20 protein-coding genes are annotated in these 23,783 nt (G+C 72.1%); 17 read left to right on the top strand and 3 right to left on the bottom strand.

The window, feature by feature from the left end; genetic code table 11:
- The first annotated feature begins 19 nt into the window (after positions 1-19).
- The 4 genes from ACFQSB_RS05280 to ACFQSB_RS05265 all read left to right on the top strand — a co-directional run bounded on the left by ACFQSB_RS05280 (position 20) and on the right by ACFQSB_RS05265 (position 4,904).
- Positions 20-1,585, top strand: a complete 1,566-nt coding sequence (locus tag ACFQSB_RS05280; protein ID WP_380824595.1) for a polysaccharide deacetylase family protein — start codon at positions 20-22, stop codon at positions 1,583-1,585.
- 42 nt (positions 1,586-1,627) lie between these two features.
- Positions 1,628-1,723: a putative leader peptide gene (locus tag ACFQSB_RS05275; protein WP_354838729.1), complete on the top strand. Its 96-nt coding sequence runs from the start codon at positions 1,628-1,630 to the stop codon at positions 1,721-1,723.
- Between the two features lie 258 nt (positions 1,724-1,981).
- Positions 1,982-3,835 (top strand): 2-oxoacid:acceptor oxidoreductase subunit alpha, encoded by a 1,854-nt coding sequence (locus tag ACFQSB_RS05270; RefSeq protein ID WP_354838061.1) that lies wholly within the window; start codon positions 1,982-1,984, stop codon positions 3,833-3,835.
- Positions 3,828-4,904 (top strand): 2-oxoacid:ferredoxin oxidoreductase subunit beta, encoded by a 1,077-nt coding sequence (locus ACFQSB_RS05265; protein WP_380824593.1) that lies wholly within the window; start codon positions 3,828-3,830, stop codon positions 4,902-4,904. Before ACFQSB_RS05270 ends, ACFQSB_RS05265 begins: the two co-directional genes overlap by 8 nt.
- Before the next feature lie 84 nt (positions 4,905-4,988).
- Here ACFQSB_RS05265 and ACFQSB_RS05260 read toward each other — a convergent pair whose 3' ends face one another.
- A complete protein-coding gene (locus tag ACFQSB_RS05260) occupies positions 4,989-6,698 on the bottom strand; it encodes a DUF4082 domain-containing protein (protein ID WP_380824592.1) in 1,710 nt (569 codons plus the stop codon).
- Between the two features lie 305 nt (positions 6,699-7,003).
- Positions 7,004-7,633 (bottom strand): dTDP-4-dehydrorhamnose 3,5-epimerase, encoded by a 630-nt coding sequence (rfbC, locus tag ACFQSB_RS05255; protein WP_380824591.1) that lies wholly within the window; start codon positions 7,631-7,633, stop codon positions 7,004-7,006.
- Between the two features lie 174 nt (positions 7,634-7,807).
- Here rfbC and ACFQSB_RS05250 point away from each other — a divergent pair, with 174 nt between their 5' ends.
- The 11 genes from ACFQSB_RS05250 (at position 7,808) to ACFQSB_RS05200 (ending at position 22,346) form a co-directional block, all read left to right on the top strand.
- The gene (locus ACFQSB_RS05250; protein ID WP_380824590.1) at positions 7,808-8,467 is read left to right on the top strand and encodes a class I SAM-dependent methyltransferase; all 660 of its coding nucleotides are present in this window, start codon (positions 7,808-7,810) and stop codon (positions 8,465-8,467) included.
- A gap of 240 nt (positions 8,468-8,707) precedes the next feature.
- Positions 8,708-12,694, top strand: coding sequence for a DUF4082 domain-containing protein (locus tag ACFQSB_RS05245; protein WP_380824589.1), 3,987 nt, complete (start codon positions 8,708-8,710; stop codon positions 12,692-12,694).
- Between the two features lie 131 nt (positions 12,695-12,825).
- The gene (locus ACFQSB_RS05240) at positions 12,826-13,863 is read left to right on the top strand and encodes a Gfo/Idh/MocA family protein (RefSeq protein WP_380824588.1); all 1,038 of its coding nucleotides are present in this window, start codon (positions 12,826-12,828) and stop codon (positions 13,861-13,863) included.
- The gene (locus tag ACFQSB_RS05235) at positions 13,860-14,843 is read left to right on the top strand and encodes an NAD-dependent epimerase/dehydratase family protein (RefSeq protein ID WP_380824587.1); all 984 of its coding nucleotides are present in this window, start codon (positions 13,860-13,862) and stop codon (positions 14,841-14,843) included. The genes ACFQSB_RS05240 and ACFQSB_RS05235 overlap by 4 nt, the downstream gene beginning before the upstream one ends.
- On the top strand, positions 14,840-16,000 hold the full coding sequence (locus ACFQSB_RS05230) for a glycosyltransferase (protein ID WP_380824584.1): 1,161 nt from the start codon (positions 14,840-14,842) through the stop codon (positions 15,998-16,000). Before ACFQSB_RS05235 ends, ACFQSB_RS05230 begins: the two co-directional genes overlap by 4 nt.
- A complete protein-coding gene (locus tag ACFQSB_RS05225; protein ID WP_380824583.1) occupies positions 15,997-17,118 on the top strand; it encodes a DegT/DnrJ/EryC1/StrS family aminotransferase in 1,122 nt (373 codons plus the stop codon). Before ACFQSB_RS05230 ends, ACFQSB_RS05225 begins: the two co-directional genes overlap by 4 nt.
- 117 nt (positions 17,119-17,235) lie before the next feature.
- Positions 17,236-18,447, top strand: coding sequence for a glycosyltransferase (locus ACFQSB_RS05220; RefSeq protein WP_380824581.1), 1,212 nt, complete (start codon positions 17,236-17,238; stop codon positions 18,445-18,447).
- On the top strand, positions 18,444-19,886 hold the full coding sequence (locus ACFQSB_RS05215; RefSeq protein WP_380824580.1) for an oligosaccharide flippase family protein: 1,443 nt from the start codon (positions 18,444-18,446) through the stop codon (positions 19,884-19,886). The genes ACFQSB_RS05220 and ACFQSB_RS05215 overlap by 4 nt, the downstream gene beginning before the upstream one ends.
- 70 nt (positions 19,887-19,956) lie before the next feature.
- Positions 19,957-20,646 carry a NeuD/PglB/VioB family sugar acetyltransferase gene (locus tag ACFQSB_RS05210; RefSeq protein WP_380824578.1) on the top strand — a complete coding sequence of 230 codons (690 nt, stop codon included), beginning with the start codon at positions 19,957-19,959 and terminating at the stop codon, positions 20,644-20,646.
- Positions 20,643-21,740 carry a DegT/DnrJ/EryC1/StrS family aminotransferase gene (locus ACFQSB_RS05205; RefSeq protein WP_380824575.1) on the top strand — a complete coding sequence of 366 codons (1,098 nt, stop codon included), beginning with the start codon at positions 20,643-20,645 and terminating at the stop codon, positions 21,738-21,740. Before ACFQSB_RS05210 ends, ACFQSB_RS05205 begins: the two co-directional genes overlap by 4 nt.
- A gap of 72 nt (positions 21,741-21,812) precedes the next feature.
- On the top strand, positions 21,813-22,346 hold the full coding sequence (locus ACFQSB_RS05200) for a cytochrome b family protein (protein ID WP_380824574.1): 534 nt from the start codon (positions 21,813-21,815) through the stop codon (positions 22,344-22,346).
- Positions 22,347-22,452: 106 nt separating this feature from the next.
- On the opposite strand, the gene ACFQSB_RS05195 is transcribed toward ACFQSB_RS05200, so the two are convergent.
- Positions 22,453-22,845, bottom strand: a complete 393-nt coding sequence (locus tag ACFQSB_RS05195; protein WP_380824573.1) for a VOC family protein — start codon at positions 22,843-22,845, stop codon at positions 22,453-22,455.
- 202 nt (positions 22,846-23,047) lie between these two features.
- On the opposite strand from ACFQSB_RS05195, the gene ACFQSB_RS05190 reads away from it, so the two are divergent.
- A complete protein-coding gene (locus tag ACFQSB_RS05190) occupies positions 23,048-23,293 on the top strand; it encodes a hypothetical protein (RefSeq protein ID WP_380824571.1) in 246 nt (81 codons plus the stop codon).
- Positions 23,290-23,700: a hypothetical protein gene (locus ACFQSB_RS05185; protein ID WP_380824569.1), complete on the top strand. Its 411-nt coding sequence runs from the start codon at positions 23,290-23,292 to the stop codon at positions 23,698-23,700. The genes ACFQSB_RS05190 and ACFQSB_RS05185 overlap by 4 nt, the downstream gene beginning before the upstream one ends.
- Positions 23,701-23,783 lie beyond the last annotated feature (83 nt).

Here is a 23,783-nt window from a genome sequence, read left to right as displayed (position 1 = left end):
GGTGCCTAGTGTGGCAGTCATGTCCCGTTTGCCCCTTGCCGGAGGTGTCGCGGCCGTCATCGCGATCACCGCCGGATGCGGGATGGCAATGCCCTTCTCCTCGCCCGACCTGCCCGCCACCCTGCCCGCGCAGCCCACGACGATCAACTTCGTCGACCCCGCCTCCATCCCCGGACTGGCCGTCCACACCACCTCCGACGACTCGGCGGACCGCCACGTCTTCGCCGGGTACCCCGCGCCGGCCTCGGCCCCCGCCCTCGGCGAGCGGCTCCGGCAGGTGACCGCGGCCGCCGTCCGCCGGTTCGCCGCGACCCCCGGCGCCCGCCGGGGCGCGGCCGGGCCGTCCGAGCTCAACATCGGCTGGCAGGTGACGGCGGCCTCGGGCGGGGTGTTCGGCGTGCGCCTGCGCACCGGGACCTTCACCGGCGGGACCTGGCGCACCTCGCTGGCCACCTACTGGTACGACGGCGCGGACGGGCGCGTCCACGACTCGGCCGACCTGGTCAAGGACGCCAGGGCGCTGGACACGCTCGCCACGGTCGTCCGCGCACGCCTCGGCACGTTCGGCCCGGGGATCACCGCGGGCGCGGTCCGGCCCGACCGCACGCTGTTCGATTCGCTCAACTTCAACCCGCACGGCGACCTGGTGGCCGAGTTCGACGACGGCCGGGTGGCCCCGGCGCGGATGGGGCGCATCGCGGTCGCCGTGCCCGGGCACGAGGCCGCCGGCCTGCTCTCGGACCTCGGGCGCCGCGTCATGAAGGCGGTGGACGCGGCCACGCCGCCGACCCTGGCCGCCTCACCCCCGCCGGAGTACTCGCCCTCCCCCGGGGACGACGACGCCGACAACGGTGGTGGCGGCGCCAGCGGCGCCGGCGGCGGGTCCGACTGCTCGGTCACCAAGTGCGTGGCGCTGACCTTCGACGACGGCCCCGGCCCGCGGACCGGCCCGCTGCTGTCCATCCTGGCCCGCTACGGCGCGCGCGCCACCTTCTTCGCCCTTGGCCCCAACGCCGAGGCGCGGCCCGACCTGCTGCGCCGGATCGCCGCCGCCGGGGACCTGATCGCCAACCATTCCTGGACGCACCGCGACCTGACCACGATGGACGTCCACCGGATCTCCGACGAACTGGACCGCACGCAGATCGCGGCCGGCATCGCCACCGGCCGCGCGCCCCGGCTGATGCGGGCGCCGTACGGCGACACCGACGCCAAGGTGGCCGCCGCGGCGCGCGCGCTGAACCTTTCAATCGTCGGATGGAGCGTGGACACCGCCGACGCCAGGGACCCCGACCCGCGTGCCGTCGCACGGCGGGCGGTCGACGGCGCCAGGCCCGGTTCGATCATCCTCATGCATGAGGCCGGCGCGGCCACCGCACGGGCGCTGCCGCTGGTGCTGACGGGGCTGGAGAAGAAGGGGTACGCCTTCGTGACCGTACCCGAGCTGTACGGCTCGCGCCATATGGGGCCGGGGCAGGTGTACGCCGGCGCCGACCCACCGCCGCGACGTGCGCGGACGCGGCGCCAGGAGGCCCCCGCGACCGTCCCGGACACCGGCGGCGCCGCCTCTGGAATCACTCCATGAGGCGAGGCACTCGGAGTCATCGGGTGAAGGGACATATAGTTGGTGAGCGTGACCGGATACGTGCTCTACTCCCGCTTGCACGTTGATCTTTGCAGGCTTGCCGCGGGGCTGTGTACGAGGAACCGCCTCCGGTCGTGACCACGCCCCCCGCGGTGGTCACCGCCCCCGTGTCGATCTGAGCCACCCGGCCCACGGTGCCGGGCGCCTGCCATCGCCCCCGATGTCAGACCTGCTCCGGCACGCCCGAAAGATCATTGCCGTCACCAGGGGACCCACGGTCACACCCCTGATCGACGCGCATGCGTAAAGAAGCCCGCGCAGCCCCAAGGGATCTAGCATGGAAATGAATACGTGCCACGAGCGACGGCGCCCAGGCGCGTCGAGGAGGACCGAGCTGTGACCAAGCAGGTTCAGCAACTCGACCGCGTGATCATTCGCTTCGCGGGCGACTCCGGCGACGGCATGCAGCTGACCGGTGATCGTTTCACGGCGGAGACCGCGCAGTTCGGGAACGACCTTTCCACCCTGCCCAACTTCCCCGCCGAGATCCGCGCCCCCGCAGGCACCCTCCCCGGCGTGTCGAGCTTCCAGCTCCACTTCGCCGACCACGACATCCTGACGCCCGGCGACGCCCCCAACGTCCTGGTCGCCATGAACCCCGCGGCGCTCAAGGCCAACATCGGCGACCTGCCCCGCGGCGCCGACCTCATCGTCAACACCGACGAGTTCACCAAGCGCAACCTGCAGAAGGTCGGCTACGCCGAGAGCCCGGTGGACAACGGCTCGCTCGGCGAGTGGCGCGTGCACGCCGTGCCGCTGACCTCGCTGACCGTCAAGGCGCTCGAGGGCTTCGACATCTCCAAGAAGGACGCCGAGCGGGCCAAGAACATGTTCGCCCTCGGCCTGCTGTCGTGGCTGTACCACCGGCCCACCGAGGGGACGATCAAGTTCCTGGAGCGCAAGTTCGCCAAGAAGCCCGACATCGCCAAGGCCAACATCGCGGCCTTCCAGGCGGGGTGGAACTTCGGCGAGACCACCGAGTCGTTCTCGGTGTCCTACGAGATCAAGCCGGCCACGCTGGCCCCGGGCCTGTACCGCAACATCTCGGGCAACCAGGCCCTGGCCTACGGCCTGATCGCGGCCTCGGTACAGTCGAAGCTGCCGCTGTTCCTCGGGTCCTACCCGATCACGCCGGCCTCCGACATCCTGCACGAGCTGTCCAAGCACAAGCGGTTCGGCATCCGCACCTTCCAGGCGGAGGACGAGATCGCGGGCGTCGGCGCGGCGCTCGGCGCCGCGTTCGGCGGCGCGCTCGGCGTCACGACGACCTCCGGCCCGGGCGTGGCGCTGAAGGCCGAGACCGTGGGCCTGGCCGTCACCACCGAGCTGCCGCTGATCGTGGTGGACGTCCAGCGGGCCGGCCCCTCGACGGGCATGCCGACCAAGACCGAGCAGACCGACCTGCTCATGGCGATGTACGGCCGCAACGGTGAGTCGCCGGTGCCGATCGTGGCGCCCGCCACCCCGTCCGACTGCTTCGACGCGGCGATCGAGGCGGCGCGCATCGCCGTGAAGTACCGCACGCCCGTCATGCTGCTGTCCGACGGCTACCTGGCCAACGGCTCGGAGCCGTGGCGGCTGCCCGAGGTGGACGAGCTGCCCGACCTGTCGGTCGAGTTCACCGTGGAGCCGAACGGCGAGGACGGCGAGACCTACCTGCCGTTCAAGCGCGACCCGCAGACGCTGGCGCGTCCCTGGGCCGTCCCCGGCACCCCCGGCCTGGAGCACCGCATCGGCGGCATCGAGAAGGCCGACGGCACCGGCGACATCTCCTACGACCCGCACAACCACGACCTCATGGTCCGGCTGCGCCAGGGCAAGATCGACGGCATCGCGCAGGACATCCCGCCGCTCGAGGTGGACGACCCCGACGGCGACGCCCGCGTGCTGGTCATCGGCTGGGGCTCGACCTACGGGCCGATCGCCGCGGCCGTGCGGCGGGCCCGCGCGTCCGGCGGGAAGATCGCGCAGGCCCACTTCCGCCACCTGAACCCGCTCCCCGCCAACACCGGCGAGGTGCTGCGCTCCTACGACAAGGTGCTGCTGCCCGAGATCAACCTCGGCCAGCTCGCCCTGTTGCTGCGGGCGCGGTTCCTGGTGGACATCATCAGTTACAACCGCGTGCGCGGTCTTCCCTTCAAGGCCGAGGAGCTGGCCGGAGTGATCCAGGACGTGATCGACAGTGAGTGACATCGCGACGAACGGGCACACCGCGGAACCGATCGGCCGTGGCACCGGGCTCACCCTCATCCCCCGGGCCACCGAGAAGCAGACCCTGAAGGACTTCAAGAGCGACCAGGAGGTGCGCTGGTGCCCGGGCTGCGGTGACTACGCCATCCTCTCGGCCGTCCAGGGCTTCCTGCCCGAGCTTGGGCTCAAGCGCGAGAACATCGTGTTCGTCTCGGGCATCGGCTGCTCCTCCCGCTTCCCGTACTACCTGAACACCTACGGGTTCCACTCGATCCACGGCCGGGCGCCGGCGATCGCGACCGGTCTGGCCGCCTCCCGCCCCGACCTGTCGGTCTGGGTGATCACCGGAGACGGCGACGCGCTGTCGATCGGCGGCAACCACCTGATCCACGCGCTGCGCCGCAACGTCAACCTGAACATCCTGCTGTTCAACAACCGCATCTACGGGTTGACCAAGGGGCAGTACTCGCCGACCTCCGAGGTCGGCAAGATCACCAAGTCGACGCCGATGGGCTCGCTGGACAAGCCGTTCAACCCGATCTCGCTCGCCCTCGGCGCGGAGGCCAGCTTCGTGGCGCGCACCCTGGACTCCGACCGCAAGCACCTCACCTCGGTGCTGCGCGAGGCGGCGGCGCACCGCGGCACGAGCCTGGTCGAGATCTACCAGAACTGCAACATCTTCAACGACAACGCGTTCGAGGCGCTCAAGGACCCCGAGGTGCGGGACGACATCACGCTGCGCCTGGAGCACGGGCAGCCGATCGTCTCGGGCTCCAAGGCCGTGCGCCGCGGCCCGGACGGGCGCCTCGCGGTCGTCGACCGGGCCGGCGTGCCCGAGGACGAGATCGTGGTGCACGACGCGCACGACCCCGACCCCTCGGTCGCCTTCGCACTGTCCCGGCTGGACGAGCCGGCGTTCGAGCACGTGCCGATCGGCATCTTCCGCTCGGTCGACCGCCCGGCGTACGACACGCTGATGAGCAGGCAGCTTCACGAGGCCGTCTCCGACCAGGGCGCCGGCCGGCTGGGCGACCTGCTGCGCGGCGGCGACACCTGGCGCGTCGGCTGACCAGGGGCGCATGACACGAAGGAGGCCCTCCACGCCACGGCGTGGAGGGCCTCCTTCGTTCTCCGGGATGGGCCCGGGGCCGGGTCAGCCGCCCTCGGGGACGGTCTTGCCGTCCTCCCAGACGTTGTTCTTCCACTCGTTGCCGGAGCCGTCCTTGTCCCAGTAGGCCACCGGGCCGTTGTAGCCGCCCTTGGCCCACACGTCCTTGCTGAAGACGTTGCCGACGACCTTGATGTTGGACGAGGTGCCCTTGCTGCCGGCGCCGCCGTAGACGGTGTAGCCGCCGCCGGCCAGGAAGTTGCCCTCGACGGTCACGTTGCGGACCACGCCGAAGTCCTGGAAGAGCGCGACCGCGCCGGTCTGCTCCAGCGTGTTGACCACCGTGTTGCCGCGGATCACCAGCTTGGCCCCGGACGGCGGCCCGCTGGTGCACATGATCATGTCGGTGTGGTCGCCGGAGTAGTACTTCGGATCGTGGATGTAGGAGTCCTCGATCAGGCCCTGCTCGGTCAGGATGCCGTTGCTGATGGTGTGGATGTCCACCCGGCGCACGGTCAGGTCGCCGCCCTGGTTGAGGATGCCGAACTGGGTGCGCTGCTTGCCGTCGCCGAACACCTCGGTGTCCTCGACGGTGAGCCCGCTGTGCCCGTTGCGCTGGATGATGCCCCAGTCGCCGGGCGCCGCGGCCACCCGGGTGTTGCGGATCGTCACGTCGTCGGCCTCGACGTTGATCTCGCCCTTGACCTCCATGCCGTCGATCACCGTGCCGTCCTTGGTGACCGTGATCGACTTGCTGTCCTTGAGGCTCACGCCGGACGGCACGCCGGTGTCACCGGCCCCGGGGAAGCCGCCGGCGGGCGGCGGGGTGGTGGTCTGGGTCGGCTTGGGGGTGGCGGACGGCTCTCTGGTGGGCTGCCTGGTCGGGTCCGGGCTCAGCGACGGCCTCGGGGTGGCGCTCGGGGAGGCCTTGGGCGTCGGGCTGCCGGACGGCTTCGGCGTGCCGCTCGCGGTCGGCGACTCCGAGGCGTCGGAGGTGTGGCTGCGCGTCGGGCTGGACGAGGGGCTCGGGGACCCGTCGGCCGTGGGAGTGGTGGTGACCCCGCCGGTCGGCGTCTCGCTGACGGTCGGGCTCGCCGAGCCCTCGGGCGAGGAGGTCGGCGAGACGCTCGGGTCGCCCGGCGCCGGGGAGTCGGAGGGCCGCGGGTAGTGGCGCTCCCGGTGCCGGAAGATGACGTCGACCCAGTAGCTCACCCGCCTGTGGTGCACGCGCGAGGGGAAGGCCGCCTTGGCGGAGGGGGCGAACACCCCGGCCTGCGCGGTCAGCGGCCCTGAGACGACCGGCTCGTCGAACACGCCGGGCGAGGCGACGTACCCGCCGTTGGTCGTGTGGTACGACACCGTGTAGACGCGGCCGGCGACGATCGGCACGGGCCGGTCGAACATCGCCTGCTGCCAGCCGCTCTTGGTCTCGGCGGTGAAGCTCACCTTGGCCAGCAGCTTCCTGTCGGAACTCCACAGGCTGCCGCGGTGCGTGCCGCGCTCGGCGGCCGGCTTGTAGAACCGCATGCCGGCGACCTCGCCGTCGCGGGCGGCCTTGAAGCGGGTGCCGAGTTCGAGCGGGGTGTGCTCGTCCTGGACGGCGGCCTTCACCTTGCGCGACTTCCACAGGCTGGTCTCCAGCGTCACCTCCGCCGCGACGGGGGCGGCGGCGACCGGCGGCGCGGTGGTCTCACGGTTGACGACCACCACGGTCACGGTGGCCCCGAGCACCGCCGCCCCGGCCAGCAGGGTCACCCATCCCGTGACGGGGAAACGGCGTGACCCGGTCGATCTCGTCTCGGCGGACGCCGCGCGGCGCCGGGGGCGCCGTCCGTCCGCGTGCCGGGAATCGCTCACTGGCCCGAGCCTCCACCTCCGGCGCTCGCGGACGCCGGACTCCGATCATGTTCAAGTCGAGGCCATTGTTGCGGTTGGGAAACGACGAGACAACCAGATCCCACGTTTTATATGGGCAATAGCGCTGAATCAGCATGAGAACCGGGATTTCGATGCCACAATCGCCGGATTCATCACACCCAAAACCGCCCGTCACCTCATGATCACTGCGTGTGCGCCACGCCGGCTCCGGCCCCGCGGGCCGCGCGCAGGCCGGCGTAGTGCGCGAGGCAGTCCTCGTACAGCGGCAGCATCCCCTTCTCGCGCGCCTCGGCCAGCGTGGGCGCGGCGGCGTCCTTGGGCGACAGCAGCGGCTCGACATCGGCGGGCCACTCGATGCCGAGGTCGGGGTCCAGCGGGTGCAGGCCATGCTCCCCGGCGGGGTTGTAGGGCTCGGAGCACATGTAGACGACGGTCGCCCGGTCGCTCAGCGCCATGAAGGCGTGCCCCACCCCCTCGCCGATGTAGACCCCGCGCCGGGTGCGGTCGTCGAGCTCCACGGCCTGCCACATGCCGAAGGTGGGCGAGCCGACCCGGATGTCCACGGTCACGTCCAGGACGCTGCCGCTGACGCAGGTGACGTACTTGGCCTGCCCCGGCGGCACGTCCGCGAAGTGCACGCCGCGCAGCACGCCGCGCCGGGAGACCGAGCAGTTGGCCTGCGCCAGCCTCAGGTCATGGCCGGCGAGGTCCGACAGCCGGTCCGCGCGGTACCACTCGAGGAAGGCCCCTCTGTCGTCCTCGTGGACGGCGGGGGTCAGCAGGTAGGTGTCTTCGATCTTCAATCGTTCCACGAGGCCAAGCGTGACAGCTCCGATCTCAGTGCGCTATCGAATGACGGCGGCGCGTGCTGCGTCCGGACCGGGCCGTGCGATAGTTGGGCGGTCCCGTTGGAACGTGCCCACTCCGGCGGAGTCAATGGCAGCGAGCTCCACACCCCCCATCGCACTCCTCGCCAAGGAGAGACCATGAGCCGTCTGAACGCGCTGCGCAGCCGTTTCGTCGACGCCCCCGACTCGCTCGGCGCCAAAGCGCGGGCCCGTCGATGGAACTGGTTCGCGCAGAGCTTCCCCGACCTGTCGGAAATGTCGGTCATCGACCTCGGCGGCACGGCCAGCGCCTGGCTGCGCGCGCCGGTGCGTCCGGCCCATGTGCACGTCGTGAACCTCGAGAAGCCCCCGGCGGAGCTTCCCGGCTGGCTGAGGGCCGACGTGGCCGACGCCTGCGAGCTGCCGGCCGCCATCCTGGACACCAAGTACGACCTGGTGTTCTCCAACGCCGTCATCGAGCACGTCGGCGGGCACCTCCGCCGCCAGATGTTCGCCGACTCCGTGCACCGCCTCGCCGGACGCCACTGGGTGCAGACCCCCTACCGCTACTTCCCCGTGGAGCCGCACTTCCTGTTCCCCGGCTTCCAGTACCTTCCCATCGCCGTGCGCACGTCCCTGCTGCGCCGCTGGCCGCTGGTGCACACCCCCACCTCCGACCGCGAGGCGGCGCGCACCATCGTGATGGAGGTCGAGCTGCTCAGCATCACCGAGATGCGGCACTACTTCCCCTCCTCCCAGATCCGGTTCGAGCGGCTCGGCGGTCTGGTCAAGTCGGTCATCGCGGTCCAGGCCCGCTGACCCTGGCCGGGCGGGCGCGGCACGCGCGTCAGTGCCCTCGTGTTACGGATGGGACGCATGTGACCGCGGTCGGCGGCACCGCGTAAACCGGTCCACACGCCCGGACGTCGTTCTCGTCGGGACCACGCTCCACAGCGTGAGCACCACCGGGGCAAGCGACCCTTTTCGAAATCACGTGGGAGCTTCATGAAATCGCGCAGTGCCGCGCGCCGACACAGGTCGGCTTTCGCAGCAGCGGCGTTGACTCTCGCCGCACTCCTGTCGACCCCCGCCGCGCCGGCGCAGGCGATGGGTCCCTGCGACGCGGGCGGCAACAAGATCACCTGTGAGAACGAGATCACAGGCAGCGACCGGTCGGAGTGGGACACCAATCCGCACGGGACGGTCGAGGGCTACGGCGACCAGATGAGCGTCAACGTCGGCCAGACCATCAACTTCAAGATCCGGTCCACCGCGCTGAACCTGCAGGTGGACATCTACCGCATGGGGTACTACCAGGGCAAAGGCGCGCGCAAGGTCATCACCGTGCCCGCCACCACCTCGGTCTCCCGCAACCAGCCGCACTGCCCGGAGAACACCACCACCGGCGAGGTCGCCTGTGGCTGGGGCACGGCGGCGAGCTGGACCGTTCCCACCACGTCCGTCTCGGGCATCTACTTCGCCCACGTGATCCGTACCGACACCAACGACGACACCCACATCGTCTTCGTGGTCCGAGACGACGCGAGCACCTCCGACGTGCTGTTCCGCACCTCCGACAGCACCTGGCAGGCCTACAACTCCTGGGGCGACATCACCGCCACCGAGGACAACCCGAACAAGGTGCTCAACAGCCTCTACCGGGGCGACAGCGTCATCGCGCCGGGCCGGGCGGTCAAGGTCAGCTACAACCGCCCGTTCAACACGCGGGAGTCCACGCCCTGGGGCCGCGACTTCGTCTTCGCCAACGAGTACCCGATGGTGCGCTGGCTGGAGGCCAACGGCTACAACGTGTCGTACATGTCGTCGCTGGACGCCGCGCGCAGCCCCGCCACGCTGCTCACCCACAAGTCGGTGCTGTCGGTGGGCCACGACGAGTACTGGTCGGGCGAGGAGCGCGCGGCCTTCGAGAACGCCCGTGACAACGGCGTGAACCTCGCCTTCTTCAGCGGCAACGAGGTCTACTGGAAGACCCGCTGGGAGAACTCCTACCGCACGCTGGTCTCCTACAAGGAGACCCACGCCAACGCCAAGATCGACCCGACGGCGAACGTCTGGACGGGCACCTGGCGCGACCCGCGGTTCAGCCCGCCGGCCGACGGCGGCAGGCCCGAGAACGCGCTGACCGGCACGCTGTTCACCGTCAACTGCACGACCTCCGACAACGGCTGCGAGGGCATCCCGCTGACCGTGCCCGTGGCCGACGGCAAGATGCGCTTCTGGCGCGGCACCGGGGTCGGCGGCCAGACCACCGGCTCGATGAACATCCCCGGCGTCGTCGGGTACGAGTGGGACGAGGACCTCGACAACGGCTCGCGGCCCGCCGGCCTGGTGCCCATGTCGACCACGACCTCCACCGCCGAGCAGGTGCTCATCGACTACGGCACCAACGTCGCGCAGAAGAGCGCCACCCACCGCATCACGTTCTACCGCGCCCCGAGCGGCGCCCTGGTGTTCGGCGCCGGGACGGTGCAGTGGTCGTGGGGCCTGGACGGCGAGCACGACAGCTACGACGACAACGACTACAGCAACCTCAACATCAAGCAGGCGACGGTCAACCTGTTCGCCGACATGGGGGTGCAGCCCAAGTCGCTCACCTCCGGGCTGAACGCCGCGGTCAAGTCCACCGACACCACCGCGCCGTCGGCCGCCATCAGCGCCCCGGCCGCCGGGGTGACGGTGAACAACGGCTCGACCGTCACCGTCAGCGGCACCGCCTCCGACGTCGGCGGCCAGGTCGGCGCCGTGGAGGTCTCCACCGACGGCGGCGCCACCTGGCACCCGGCCACCGGGCGCGGCGCCTGGACCTACACGTGGAAGGTCACCGGAGTCGGCGCGACGACCATCAAGGCGCGCGCCGCCGACGACAGCGGCAACATCGGCGCGCAGGCCTCCCGCAACGTCACCGTCGACTGCCCGTGCAGCCTGTTCACCTCCTCCACCCAGCCCGCGAACCCGGCCGAGAACGACGGCAGCGCGCTGGAGCTCGGCGTGCGCTTCAAGCCGGCGGTGAACGGCTACCTGACCGGCGTGAAGTTCTACAAGGGCTCCGGCAACACCGGCACCCACACCGGCACCCTGTGGGACACCGCGGGCAACCCGCTGGCCACCGGCACCTTCTCCGGCGAGACCTCGACCGGCTGGCAGAAGCTCAACTTCGCCTCGCCGGTGTTCGTCACCGCCGGCACCGAGTACGTGGCCTCGTACTACGCGCCGAACGGCCACTACGCCGCCGACGCGAACTTCTTCCGCTACCAGCCGCTGACCAACGCGCCGCTGACCGCGCCGGCCGCCACCGGCACGGCGGGCAACGGCGTCTACCGGGCGGGGGCGGGCTTCCCCAACCAGACCTTCAACGGCGGCAACTACTACGTGGACGTCGTGTTCACCGTCAACGACGTCTACCCACCGGCGGTCACCTCGGCCGTGCCGGTGCCCGGCTCGTCCAGCGTGCCGACCGGCGTGCAGCCGAAGGTCACCTTCGGCGAGCCGGTGCAGGCGGGCACCGCGACGTTCACGGTGAAGGACGCCACGCAGGCGACCGTCGCCGGCGCCGTGTCGCTGGACGCCTCCCGCAAGTCGCTGACCTTCGTGCCGTCGGCGCCGCTGGCGCCCGGCGAGCGGTTCACGGTCGCGGTGTCGGGCGCCAAGGACGACGCGAACAACACCATGACCCAGCCGTACACCTTCGCCTTCACCACGGCGAAGACCTGGACGGCCGGGCTGTGCCCGTGCAGCATCTGGCCGGACGTCACCGTGCCCGACACCCTGAGCGTCAACGACACCGGCTCGGTCGAGGTGGGCGTGAAGTTCCAGCCGGCGACCGACGGCTTCATCGAGGGCATCCGGTTCTACAAGGGCGCCGGCAACACCGGCACCCACACCGGCACCCTGTGGTCCTCGACCGGCGCGGAGCTGACCACGGCGACCTTCACCGACGAGTCGACGCAGGGCTGGCAGGAGGTGTACTTCGGCACGCCGTGGCCGGTGACCAAGGACACCACCTACGTCGCCTCCTACCACGCGCCGAACGGCCACTACTCGGGGACGGGCAACGGGCTGGCCTCGGCGGTGACCGCGATTCCGCTGCGCGCGCTCGCGAGCGGCACCAGCGGCGGCAACGGCGTCTACAAGTACGGCACGCGGTCCTACCCCGACCAGTCGTGGGGGGCGACCAACTACTGGGTGGACGTCATCTTCACCCGGCTCGCCGACACCACCGCGCCCTACATCACGCTCAAGTCGCCCGACCACGGCGGCACGGGCGTGGCCACCGGCACGGCGGTGACCGCGACGTTCAGCGAGCCGATCAAGGAGAACACCGCCACGATCACGGTGAAGAACGCCGCCAACCAGGCGGTCGCCGGCACGCGGTCGCTGAACGAGGCGCGCACGCTGCTCACCTTCACCCCCGACTCCCCGCTGGCGCAGAGCACGACGTACACGGTCACGGTGAGCGGCGCCCTCGACGACGCCGACAACTCCATGACCACGACGTCGTGGTCGTTCACCACCGGCGGCCCGGCGAGCTGCCCGTGCTCGATCTGGGCGAGCAACGCCGTCCCGGCCAACCCGTCGAACGCCGACGCGGACGCCGTCGAGGTCGGGGTGAAGTTCACCGCCGAGATGAACGGCCAGGTCACCGGCGTCCGCTTCTACAAGGGGGCCGGCAACACCGGCGCCCACGTCGGCAACCTGTGGAGCGCCACCGGCACCCCGCTGGCCACCGGCGCCTTCGTCAACGAGTCGGCCTCGGGCTGGCAGACCCTCCAGTTCGCCACCCCGGTGGACGTCGTGGCCGGGCAGGTGTACGTCGCCTCCTACCACGCGCCGAACGGGCACTACGCGGGCGACGGCGCGTACTTCAACGCCGGGCCGTACGCCAACTCCCCGCTGACCGCGGCGGCCAACGGCGGACCCGCGGGCGGCAACGGCGTCTACCGGTACGGGACCGACTCGGGGTTCCCGTCGGCCAGCTTCAACGGGGCCAACTACTGGGTGGACGTGCTGTTCACCCCGTCGAGCTAGTCCCGTCATCCGGGTGCGGTTCGATCGCGGCGGGACCCCGCGGCGACCGGACCGCACCCGGCCCGCATCACCCGCGTCACCGAAGACCGACACACCACCCGATCCCCGACCTACAGGACAGGAGAGCCGCCTTGACGTCGATCGGCCTTGCCGTGATCGGTGCGGGCTACTGGGGCCCCAACCTGGTGCGCAACGCGATGGCGACCCCGGAGCTGCGCCTTGAGTGGCTGTGCGACCTGGACGAGGACCGCGCCAGGGCGGTGCTCGGCCGCTACACCACCGTGCGGCCCACCTCCTCGGTCGAGCAGGTGCTCAAGGACCCTGACGTGCGGGCCGTGGCCATCGCCACCCCGGCGCGCACGCACTTCGACCTGGTGCGCGCCGCCCTGGAGGCCGGCAAGCACGTCCTGGTCGAAAAGCCCCTCACGCCGACCTACGAGGAGGGCGCCAAGCTGGTGGCCCTGGCCGAGGAGCGGGGGCGGGTGCTCATGCTCGACCACACCTTCTGCTACACGCCCGTGGTGCGCCGCATCCGCGACCTGGTTGCCTCCGGCGAGCTGGGCGAGGTGCAGTTCGTCGACTCGGTGCGCATCAACCTCGGCCTGGTGCAGCCGGACGTGGACGTGCTGTGGGACCTGGCGCCGCACGACCTGTCCATCCTGGACTTCGTGCTCCCCGAGGGCGTGGCCCCGGTCGCGGTGGCGGCGCACACCTCCGACCCGATCGGGGCGGGCCGGCCGTGCCTGGCGTACTTGACCCTGTGGCTGTCGTCGGGGGCCATCGCCCACGTGCACGTCAACTGGCTCAGCCCCACCAAGATCCGCACGACCGTGATCGGCGGCTCGCGCCGCACCATCGTGTGGGACGACGTCAACCCCGCCCAGCGCCTGTCGGTGTACGACCGGGGGGTGGACCTGGCCGCCGCGGGCGAGGACGAGCGCCGGGCGGCCCTGATCTCCTATCGCACCGGTGACGTCGTCGTACCCGCCCTGCCCGAGCGCGAGGCGCTGCGCGGGGTGATGGCGGAGTTCGCGGCGTCCATAACCGAGGGCCGGGCCCCGCTCACCGACGGCAGGTCGGGACTGCGCGTGCTCGCACTCCTGGAAGCGGCGGGGCGAAGCATCCAAAATGACGGCAGACGAATCGACCTTGGGGGAACCATTCGATGATCTCGGCACTTGAGAACAGCCGCTGCCTGGTGACCGGGGGCGCGGGCACGATCGGCTCGACCGTCGTGGACCAGCTCCTCGCCGCCGGCGCCGGCGAGGTGGTCGTGCTGGACAACTTCGTCCGCGGGCGCCGCGCCAACCTGGCCACCGCCGAGGCCGCGGCCGGAGACTCCCGCCGGCTGCGCGTCGTCGAGGGGGACATCCGCGACACCGCGCTCGTGCGCTCGCTCACCGAGGGCATGGACGTGGTGTTCCACCTGGCCGCCATCCGCATCACCCAGTGCGCCGAGGAGCCGCGCCTGGCCCTGCAGGTGCTGGTGGACGGCACCTACGAGGTCGTCGAGGCCGCCGCCGACGCCGGCGTGCGCAAGGTCGTCGCCTCTTCCTCGGCCTCGGTGTACGGCCTGGCCACCGAGTTCCCGACCCGCGAGGACCACCACCCCTACGCCAACGACACCCTGTACGGCGCGGCCAAGACCTTCAACGAGGGGCTGCTGCGCAGCTTCCACGCGATGCGCGGCCTGGACTACGTGGCCCTGCGGTACTTCAACGTGTACGGCCCCCGCATGGACATCCACGGGCTCTACACCGAGGTGCTGATCCGCTGGATGGAGCGCATCGAGGCCGGCCGGCCGCCGCTGATCCTCGGCGACGGCCTGGCCACCATGGACTTCGTCTACACCGAGGACATCGCCCGCGCCAACCTGCTCGCCGCGTCGGGAGAGGTCACCGACGAGGTCTTCAACATCGCCAGCGCCACCGAGACCAGCCTGCGCGGGCTCGCCGAGGCGCTGATGGCCGTCATGGACGCGAGCGACCTCGGGCTGGAGTTCGGCCCGGCCCGCGCCGTCAACGGCGTCACCCGGCGCCTGGCCGACGTCGGCGCGGCGGCCGAGCGGCTCGGCTGGAAGGCCGAGGTGGACCTCGAAGAGGGCCTGCGCCGGCTGGTCGCCTGGTGGCGCGCCGAGAAGGCCCGGTGAGCGACCTGCTGGTCTACGGCGCGGGCACCCGGTACGACGGGGTGAGCGGCACCGACCGGCACATGGCCGACCGGCTGAGCGCGTTCACCGACGTGCTGTACGTCGACCCGCCGCGGCCGGTCCGTTCCGGGCTGCGCGACCCCGAGACCGGGCAGGCCGGGCACGTGCTGCGGAGCGTCCACGCCGGCCTGTGGCGGCTCAGCCCGGTCGCGCCGCCCGCGGCCTACCGCAGGGGCGTCGAACGGGTCACCGCGACGCTGGCCCGCCGTGCCGTGCGCGCCGCCGCCCGCAGGGTGGGCGGCGCCGTGACGGCGGTGGTCGTGGCCGGGACGACCGACCTGCTGGACCTCGCGCCGCGGGCGCGCACGGTGCGCTACCTCACCGACGACCTGGTGGCGGGCGCCTCGCTGATCCGGATGTCGGCCGCCCGGCTGTCGGCGGCCGAGCGGCGGATGACCTCGCGGGCGGACGCGGTCGCCGTCGTCTCGCCCGACCTGGTGGAGCGGCTCGGCCGGGAGGGGCGCACGGCGGCACTGGTGCCCAACGGGTGCGACGTGTCGGCCTACCGGGACATCGACCAGGCCGCCCTGCCCGCGGACCTGCCGGCCGAGCTGGCCGCGACGCCGGCCGCCGGGTTCGTCGGGCACATCAACGCCCGCATCGACATCGCCCTGCTGGAGGCCGTCGCGGCCACCGGGGCGCCGCTGGTGCTGGTCGGCCCCCGGGCCGGCGACTACGAGCCCGAGCGGTGGCCGCGGCTGCTCGCCCGCCCCAACGTGCACTGGGTGGGACGCAAGCCGTACGAGGAGCTGCCGTCCTACCTGCGGGTCATGGACGTCGGCCTCACGCCCTACGCCGACAGCGCCTTCAACCGGGCGAGCTTTCCGCTGAAGACGCTGGAGTACCTGGCGGCCGGCCGGGCCGCGGTCTCGACCGACCTGCCCGCCACCGCCTGGCTCTCGGCCGGGCCGCTGATCGCGGTCGCGCGGACCCCGGCGGACTTCGCCGCCGCCGTGACGGCCGGGCTCGGCACCCCCCGCACGCCCGCGCTCGCCGAGGCGCGGCGGGCGTTCGCGGCACGGCACGACTGGAACCAGAGGGTCCGCCTGCTGGCGGATCTTCTCGGCCTTGAGATCAGGGAGGTGGCCGGGCGATGATCCCGGTGATGCGGCCGTGGTTCGGCCCGGAGGAGCAAGCCGCCGTCGGCGAGGTCATCGCCTCCGGCTGGGTCGCGCAGGGGCCGAGGGTGGCCGAGTTCGAGCGCGCGTTCGCCGCGAGCGTCGAGGCCGGGCACGGAGTGGCGGCCTCCTCGTGCACCACCGCGCTGCACCTGGCCCTGGTGCTCGCGGGCGTCGGCCCCGGGGACGAGGTGGTCGTCCCCTCGCTGTCGTTCATCGCGACGGCCAACGTCGTGCGGTACGTCGGGGCCACTCCGGTGTTCGCCGACATCGACCCGGCGACCGGCAACCTCACCGCCAAGACCATCGACGCCGCCCGCACCCCCCGCACCCGCGCGGTGATCATCGTGCACCAGGGCGGCGTGCCGGCCGACGTCGACGACATCCGCCTGGTGCACGAAGGGCTCGCACTCATCGAGGACGCCGCCTGCGCCGCCGGGTCGTTCTACCGCGACCGGCCGGTCGGCGCCGGCGCGAGCGTCGCCGCCTGGTCCTTCCACCCCCGCAAGCTGCTCACCACCGGCGAGGGCGGGATGCTGACCACCGGCGACCCCGAGTGGTCCGCCCGCGCGCGGCGGCTGCGCGAGCACGGCATGAGCGTCAGCGCCGCCGACCGGCACGCCAGCGGCTCCACCGCGCCTGAGGAGTACAGCGAGGTCGGCTTCAACTACCGGATGACCGACCTGCAGGCGGCGGTCGGCCTGGTGCAGCTGCGCAGGCTCCCCGAGCTCGTCGCGCGCCGGCGGGCGCTGGCGGGCCGCTACCAGGAGCTGCTGGCCGGCATCCCCGGCCTCACCACCGCCGGCGACACCGACCACGGCCGCACCAACTACCAGTCGTTCTGGATCGCCCTGCCGGCCGGCTTCCCGATGAGCAGGAACGACCTGCTGGGCTTCCTCGCCGAACGGGGCGTCTCCGCCCGGCGCGGCATCATGGCCGCCCACCTGGAACCCGCCTACGCGGACGTCCCTGCCGCCGAGCTGCCGCACACCGAGTGGCTCACCGCCAACTCGCTGATCCTCCCGCTGTTCCACGCCATGACCGAGGCCGAGCAGGACCAGGTCGTCGAGGCCCTGCACGCCGCCGCGCGAACCTGACCTCCCGCCCCCCACGGGGAGCCCTCCCATCCAGGGGGCCTCCCCCGGGGGCGTCCCGCGTACCGCCACCTTCGAGGAGACCGACCCGGTGACCTCCCACCCCATGGAGACCTGACCGTGCGCATTCTGGTGTACCCGCACGCCATGGAGGTCGGCGGCAGCCAGCTCAACGCCGTCGAGCTCGCCGCCGCCGTCCAGCGGCTGGGCCACGAGGTCAGCGTGATCGGCGAACCCGGCCCGCTGGTCGCCCACCTCGCCGACGCGGGCCTGCCGCACCTGCCGCTGGACCCCGGGCGGCGCAGGCCCTCCCCCGCGACCGCGCGGATGCTGCGCGACCTGGCCGTGCGTCGAGGCATCGACGTGATCCACGGCTACGAGTGGCCGCCGGGCGTCGAGGCGTTCTACGCGAGCCTGCGCGGCCCCTCCGCGGCGGTCTGCACGATCATGTCGATGTCGGTCGCCCCGTTCCTGCCGCCCTCGCTGCCGCTGGTGGTCGGCACCCGGGAGATCCAGGAGCGGGCCGCCCCCGGACGCCGCCACGTCCACCTCATCGAGCCGCCCGTCGACGTGCACGCCAACGCCCCCGGGCACCCGGCGGCGGAGTTCCGCCGCGCCTTCGACCTGCCGGAGGGGCCGCTGGACATCGTGGTCGTGGGGCGCCTGGTCGCCGAGCTGAAACTCGAGGGCCTGCTCACCGCGATCGACGTCGTCGGCCGGCTCGCCGCCGAGCTGGACCTGCGGCTCGTCATCGTCGGCGACGGACCCGCCAGGGCCGAGGTGGAGGAGCGCGCCGCCGCCGCCAACGCCGCCGCCGGCCGCCGCGCCGTCGTCGTGACCGGCCAGCTCCTCGACCCCCGCCCCGCGTACGCGGCGGCGGAGGTGTGCCTGGCCATGGGCGGCTCGGCGCTGCGCTCGCTGGCCTTCGCCAAGCCGCTCATCGTGCAGGGCGAGCTGGGGTTCTTCGAGCTGCTGACCCCCGAGAGCGAGAAGACCTTCCTCGGCCAGGGGTGGTACGGCCTCGGCGCGGGCCGCGAGGAGGGCGCGCCCCGCCTGGAGGCCATCCTGCGCCGCCTGCACGCCGGCCCCGGCCTGCGGCGCGAGCTGGGCGAGTACGGCAGGCGCCTGGTCGTGGAACGCTTCAGCCTGGAGCGCGCGGCGCGCGTCCAGGTGGAGATCTACGAGCAGGCGGTCACCGAGCGCCCGGCCGCGCTGGACGCCGTCGGCACCGCCGCCGGCGTGCTGGGCCACAAGCTGCGCCGCCGCTACGCCCGCCTGCGCGGCACCGAGGCCCGCGACGACTTCAACGCCGTCGCCCGGAGCAGGCCGTGACCGCCCCGGAGGTCGACGCGCCGTCGCTCGGCAGCCGGGCGGGCAGGGCGCTGGGCTGGAGCCTGCTCAGCACGATCGCGGCGCGGCTCGGGACGCTGGCCATCGGCATCACGCTGGCCCGGGTGCTCGGGCCGGCCGAGTTCGGCACGTTCGCGGTCGCACTGGTCGCGTTGCTGGCCATGCTGAGCATCAACGAGCTCGGGGTGAGCCTCGCCATCGTCCGCTGGCCGGGCGACCCGCGGTCCATCGTGCCGACCGTGGCGACGATGTCGGCCGGGTTCAGCGTGCTGGTCTGCGGCGCGTTCGTCGCGGCGGCGCCCGCGTTCGCCGCGGTGATGGGCAACCCGGCCGCCACCGGCCCGGTGCGGGTGCTGGCCCTCAGCGTCGTCACCAACGGGCTGGTGTCCACCTCGGCGGCCCTGATGCAGCGCGAGTTCATGCAGGGACGCAAGATGATCGCCGACCAGGTGGACAACTGGCTCGGCGCGCTGATCTCCCTCGCGCTCGCCCTGCTCGGCTGGGGGGCGATGAGCCTGGCCGTCGGCCGGGTCTGCGGCTCGCTCGCGGGCGGCGCCCTGCTGGTCTCCTTCGCGCCCCAGCGGCTGCGGTTCGGCTTCGACCGTGAGGTGGCCCGCCGGCTCGTCCGGTTCGGACTGCCGCTGGCCGGTGCGTCCCTGCTGGTCTTCGCGGTGGGCTACGCCGACCAGATCGTCGTCGGCCACGTGCTCGGCTCCACCGCGCTCGGCTTCTACGTGCTCGCGGTCAACCTGTCCGGGTGGCCGGTCGCGGTGTTCTCCCAGCCGGTGCGCGCGGTCGCGCCTGCCGCGTTCGCCCGGCTCCAGCACGACCGGCCCACGCTGAGCCGCTCGTTCGTCACGGTCGCCGCCCTGCTGGTCGGGCTGACGCTGCCCATGTGCCTGCTGCTGAGCGGCGCGGCTCCCGCGATCATTCGGTTCGTGTACGGGGACCAGTGGGGGCCGGCCGCCGTCGCGCTCGCCGGGCTCGGCGTGCTCGCCGGCCTGCGGATCTTCTTCGAGCTGGTCTACGACTACCTGGTCGTCCTGGAACGCTCGCGCGCCGTGCTCGCCGTCCAGGGGCTGTGGCTGGCCGTGCTGGTGCCCGCGATGTGGCTCGGCGTCACCCAGGGCGGGCTGCGCGGGGCCGCCGTCGCGCTGGTCGCCGTGGCCGGCCTGGTGGTGCTGCCCGCCTACCTGTGGATGCTCGGCCGGGCCGGCGTCCGGCCGGCGGACCTGGCGCGCAGCCTGTGGCCCGCGGTGCTGGCGGCGCTCGCCGTCGGCGCCTTCGCCGTGGGCGCCGGCCGCGTCATCGTCCCTGATCTCGGCGTCCTCGCGGCGGCCGGCACGGCGGGCGTGCTCGTCGTCGGCCTGTACGGCTACCGCAGGCGCCGGGTGCTCGCCGACCTCAGGCGGGCCGCGTGAGCCCGCATCGCGACCAAGGAGACCGCATGACACTCCCTTCCCTGCCGGCGGCGCGTCCCCGGGCGGCCGCGTGACGCCGCTGCTGATCGTGGGCGCCGGAGGGTTCGCCCGCGAGACCGCGCAGCTCGTCCACGCCGTCAACGACGTCTCCCCGACATGGGAACTGCTCGGGCACCTGGACGACGACCCGGCCAAGCACGGCGCCGTCGTGGACGGGGTGCCGGTGCTCGGCGGCTCCGACCTGGCGGTGAAGCGGGAGGACGCCCAGGTCGTGGTCTGCACCGGAAGCCCCCGCGACCACACCAGCCGGGCCCGCATCGTCGCCCGTCTCGGCCTGCCGCCCGCCCGGTACGCCACGCTCGTCCATCCGGCGGCGAGCGTGTCCCGCACCTCCACCATCGGCCCGGGGTCGGTCGTGCTGGCGCAGACCGTGCTGACCGCCGCCGTCACGCTGGGCGCGCACGTCAGCGTGATGCCGCACGTGACCTTGACGCACGACGACGTGGTGGAGGACTTCGCCACGCTCGCCGCCGGCGCGCGACTGGCCGGCGCCGTCCGCGTCGGCTCCGGCGCCTACGTCGGCTCGGGCGCGCTGGTCCGTGAGACCTTGACGATCGGGCCCTACGCCCTGGTCGGCATGGGGTCGGTCGTGACCCGCGACGTCCCCGCCCGCGAGGTCTGGGCCGGCGTGCCCGCCCGCTTCCTGCGCCCCTCCACCGTCCCCGTCCCTCCCTTTCCCTCTCCTGGAGCACTGACATGATCCCGTTCGTCGATCTGCGCGCGGCCCACGCCGAGGTGGCCGAGGAGGTGCGCGAGGGCTTCGATCGCGTGCTCGCGACCACGGCGTTCGTGCAGGGCCCGGACGTCGCGGCGTTCGAGCAGGAGTACGCCGCCTTCTCCGGCGTGCCGCACTGCGTGGGCGTGGGCAACGGCACCGACGCCGTCGAGCTGGCGCTGCGCGCGAGTGACCTGCCGCCCGGCGCCGGGGCCGTGCTGCCCGCCAACACCTTCGTCGCCACGGCCGAGGCCGTCGTCCGGGCCGGCCTGCGGCCGGTGCTGGCCGACTGCGACGAGGAGTTCCTGCTGCTGGACCCGGCGTCGGCCGCCACCGCCGCCGGGACCGGCACGGCGGCGGTGCTGCCGGTCCATCTGTACGGCCAGCAGGCGCCGATGACAGCCGTCCACGAGCTGGCCGCGCGCCACGGGCTCGCGGTGGTGGAGGACGCCGCGCAGTCACAGGGCTCCGAGCAGGCCGGGCGTCCCCCGGTCGGCCTGGCCGCGACCAGCTTCTACGCGGGCAAGAACCTCGGCGCGTACGGCGAGGCCGGGGCGGTGCTGGCCTCCTCGGCCGAGACGGCCCGCGCGGTCCGCCTGCTCGCCAACCACGGCAGCGAGGTGAAGTACCGGCACGAGACGCTCGGCTTCAACTCGCGCCTGGACACCCTCCAGGCGGTCGTGCTGCGAGCCAAGCTCGCGCGCCTGGCCCGGTGGAACGAGCTGCGCCGCGCCGCCGCCGACCGGTACGCGGACCTGCTGTCCGGCATCGACGGCGTGCGGGTGCCGCGCGCCGCCCCGGGCAACGTGCACGTGTGGCACCTGTACGTGATCCGCGTGCCCGAGCGCGACCGGGTGCTCGCCGGGCTCCAGGAGGCCGGGGTGCAGGCCCAGATCCACTACCCGGTGCCGGTGCACCTGCAACCGGCCTTCGGCGATCTCGGCCACGGCCCCGGCGACTTCCCGGTCGCCGAGAAGGCCGCCGCCGAGATCCTGTCGCTGCCCATGCACCCCCACCTGACCGCCGACCAGCAGGAGCGCGTCGCCGAGGCCCTGGACAAGGTCCTGCGGCAACTGTGACGCCCGGCCGGGACCTGATCAGAAAGCCAACCCCGCTTCATCCCGTTGTGGTGGGATACGGCGGTGGATCGCGTGCGGCAACTGATGGGCGACATACTCGTCTACTGTTTTGTGGTCGTCCTGCTCACCGGCGGCTTCCTCGCGTACTACTACGAGCCGGGCGGGGGGACGGTGGCATACGACGGCTCCTACGCGCCGCTGCAAGGCGCCCAGATGAGCGACGCCTACGCCTCCGTCCTGAAGATCAGAATGGACGTGCGGGGTGGCCTGCTCGTGCGTCAGCTGCACCACAACTCCTCAGTGCTGCTCGGCCTCGGGGTCGTCGCGTGGATCCTGTTCGGCCGCTTCCGTTACGGGTTCGCCGCGCTGGGCCTCGGCGCGCTCACAGGGCTTGCCGGCTACGCCTCCGCCGACGACCTGCTGAGCGGCACCTTCCTCGCCAAAGTGCCGATCCCCGTGTGGTATGGACTGCACCTGACTGCGGCGGCGACCCTCGGCGCCGTCCTGGTCGTCTCCTCCCGGCGGGAGGCCGCACAGCGTCCCAGAACCCTCGGCTTCGTCGCCCTGAGCATCGGCCTCACCGCCCTGGCCATCTACTCCCTCTGACCTCCCACTCCGGGCTTGCTTCCTCTGACCCGCGACGACGTACCCAGCCTCACCACGCGCGGAGAACCAGGCCGGCGGCCGGGACGAGCAGACCGCGGCGGCGGCTTCAGTCGCCGAGTTCCTCGAACAGGGTGAGCTGTAACCCGGCAGGGGCCGCCAGGCGGGCGTTCAGCGAGTTCCACGGGGTGCGCGTGGGGGGTGCGATGACCTCCGCCCCGGCATCGGCGAGTTCGGCGGCGGTGCCGGCCGTGTCACCCACCTCCAGGGCGACCCTGATCGGCCCGGCGACCCGATGCCCGACCTCCACGCGGTCGATGAACTCCGCCTGCCGGGAGTCGATGATCTCCAGGGTCGCCCGGCCCGCGTCCAGCAGCCGCACCCTGCCGTCCGGCGAGGAGAAGTCGGCGAGCTCAGGCAGGCCCAGCACGTCACGGTAGAACCGCAGCGCCTCCTCGTAGTCCTCGGCGGTGACGACCAGACGAAGCTCGCGAACGCTCATGGCCGCCCATCCTACGATCACGCCACCGGACGTGCGGGCTCCTCGCGACGTCGCCGACGGCCCAGGTGCACGAGGCGCTGGTGGCGAGTCGGTCGTCCACCTTGAGGCACCTGCTGCCTTGACGGCATTTGCTGGAGTCCCAGGCCCGCATCGCATGGCAACCAGCCTGCCTTGTAGTTGGCAACCAAGTAGCCTAACCTGGGTGAAGCGAAATGACCTTCTCAATCGGATGGCGCGCTTGGCGAAGAAGTTCGGCTTCGAATTTTCCAAGACCCCTGATGTGCACGGTGCCGGGCACGACAAGTGGTATGTCGGCGGCGAAGCGGTCATCGTCCCACGGCATAGCGAGATCAATGAGCTGACCGCCAGAGGCATTCTGCGAAGCTGGGAAGAGATGCTGGATGACGCGGCGCGGGCTGAGGACAAAAGGGAGGGAGAGGGCAGGTGAGTACCTTCCGGGTAACGGCTCAGAGGTCCGGCGACTGGTGGGCACTCGTCGTCGAAGGGCCGGGGTTGCGGCGCCCCGCCTACACGCAGGCCCGCCGTCTGGACAAGGCCGAGGCGATGGTGCGCGATCTCCTCGCCCTGCACTTCGACGTCGATCCCGCGGATGTGGGCGACATCGAGATCACCCCCGCCGACGAACCACTCGCCCACGAACTCGTCAGCACTCGCCAGGTGCGCCGTGAGGCCGAGCGTCTCCGCGAGGAGGCGACCAGGCGCACTCGCGCCACCGCACGGCGCCTGAGAGAACGCGGCTATGCCCAGCGCGAGATCGGCGCGCTCCTGGGTGTCAGTCATCAGGCGGTCGGAAAGCTGCTCGGCGAAACCACCAAGCACGGGGTGAACGCCTGAGATTCCGGCGGCGATGACGCCTTTCTGGGTGATCAGCCGTAGCGGGGACGGGCCGAGGGCCTGGCGGGCAGGGCGGCCCGTCC

It is taken from the genome of Sphaerisporangium rhizosphaerae (assembly GCF_042665155.1).
GTDB classification, from domain to species: Bacteria; Actinomycetota; Actinomycetes; order Streptosporangiales; family Streptosporangiaceae; genus Sphaerisporangium; species Sphaerisporangium rhizosphaerae.
Note: the sequence above shows the minus strand (reverse complement) of the source record. Positions and strands in the feature narration are given on the sequence as shown.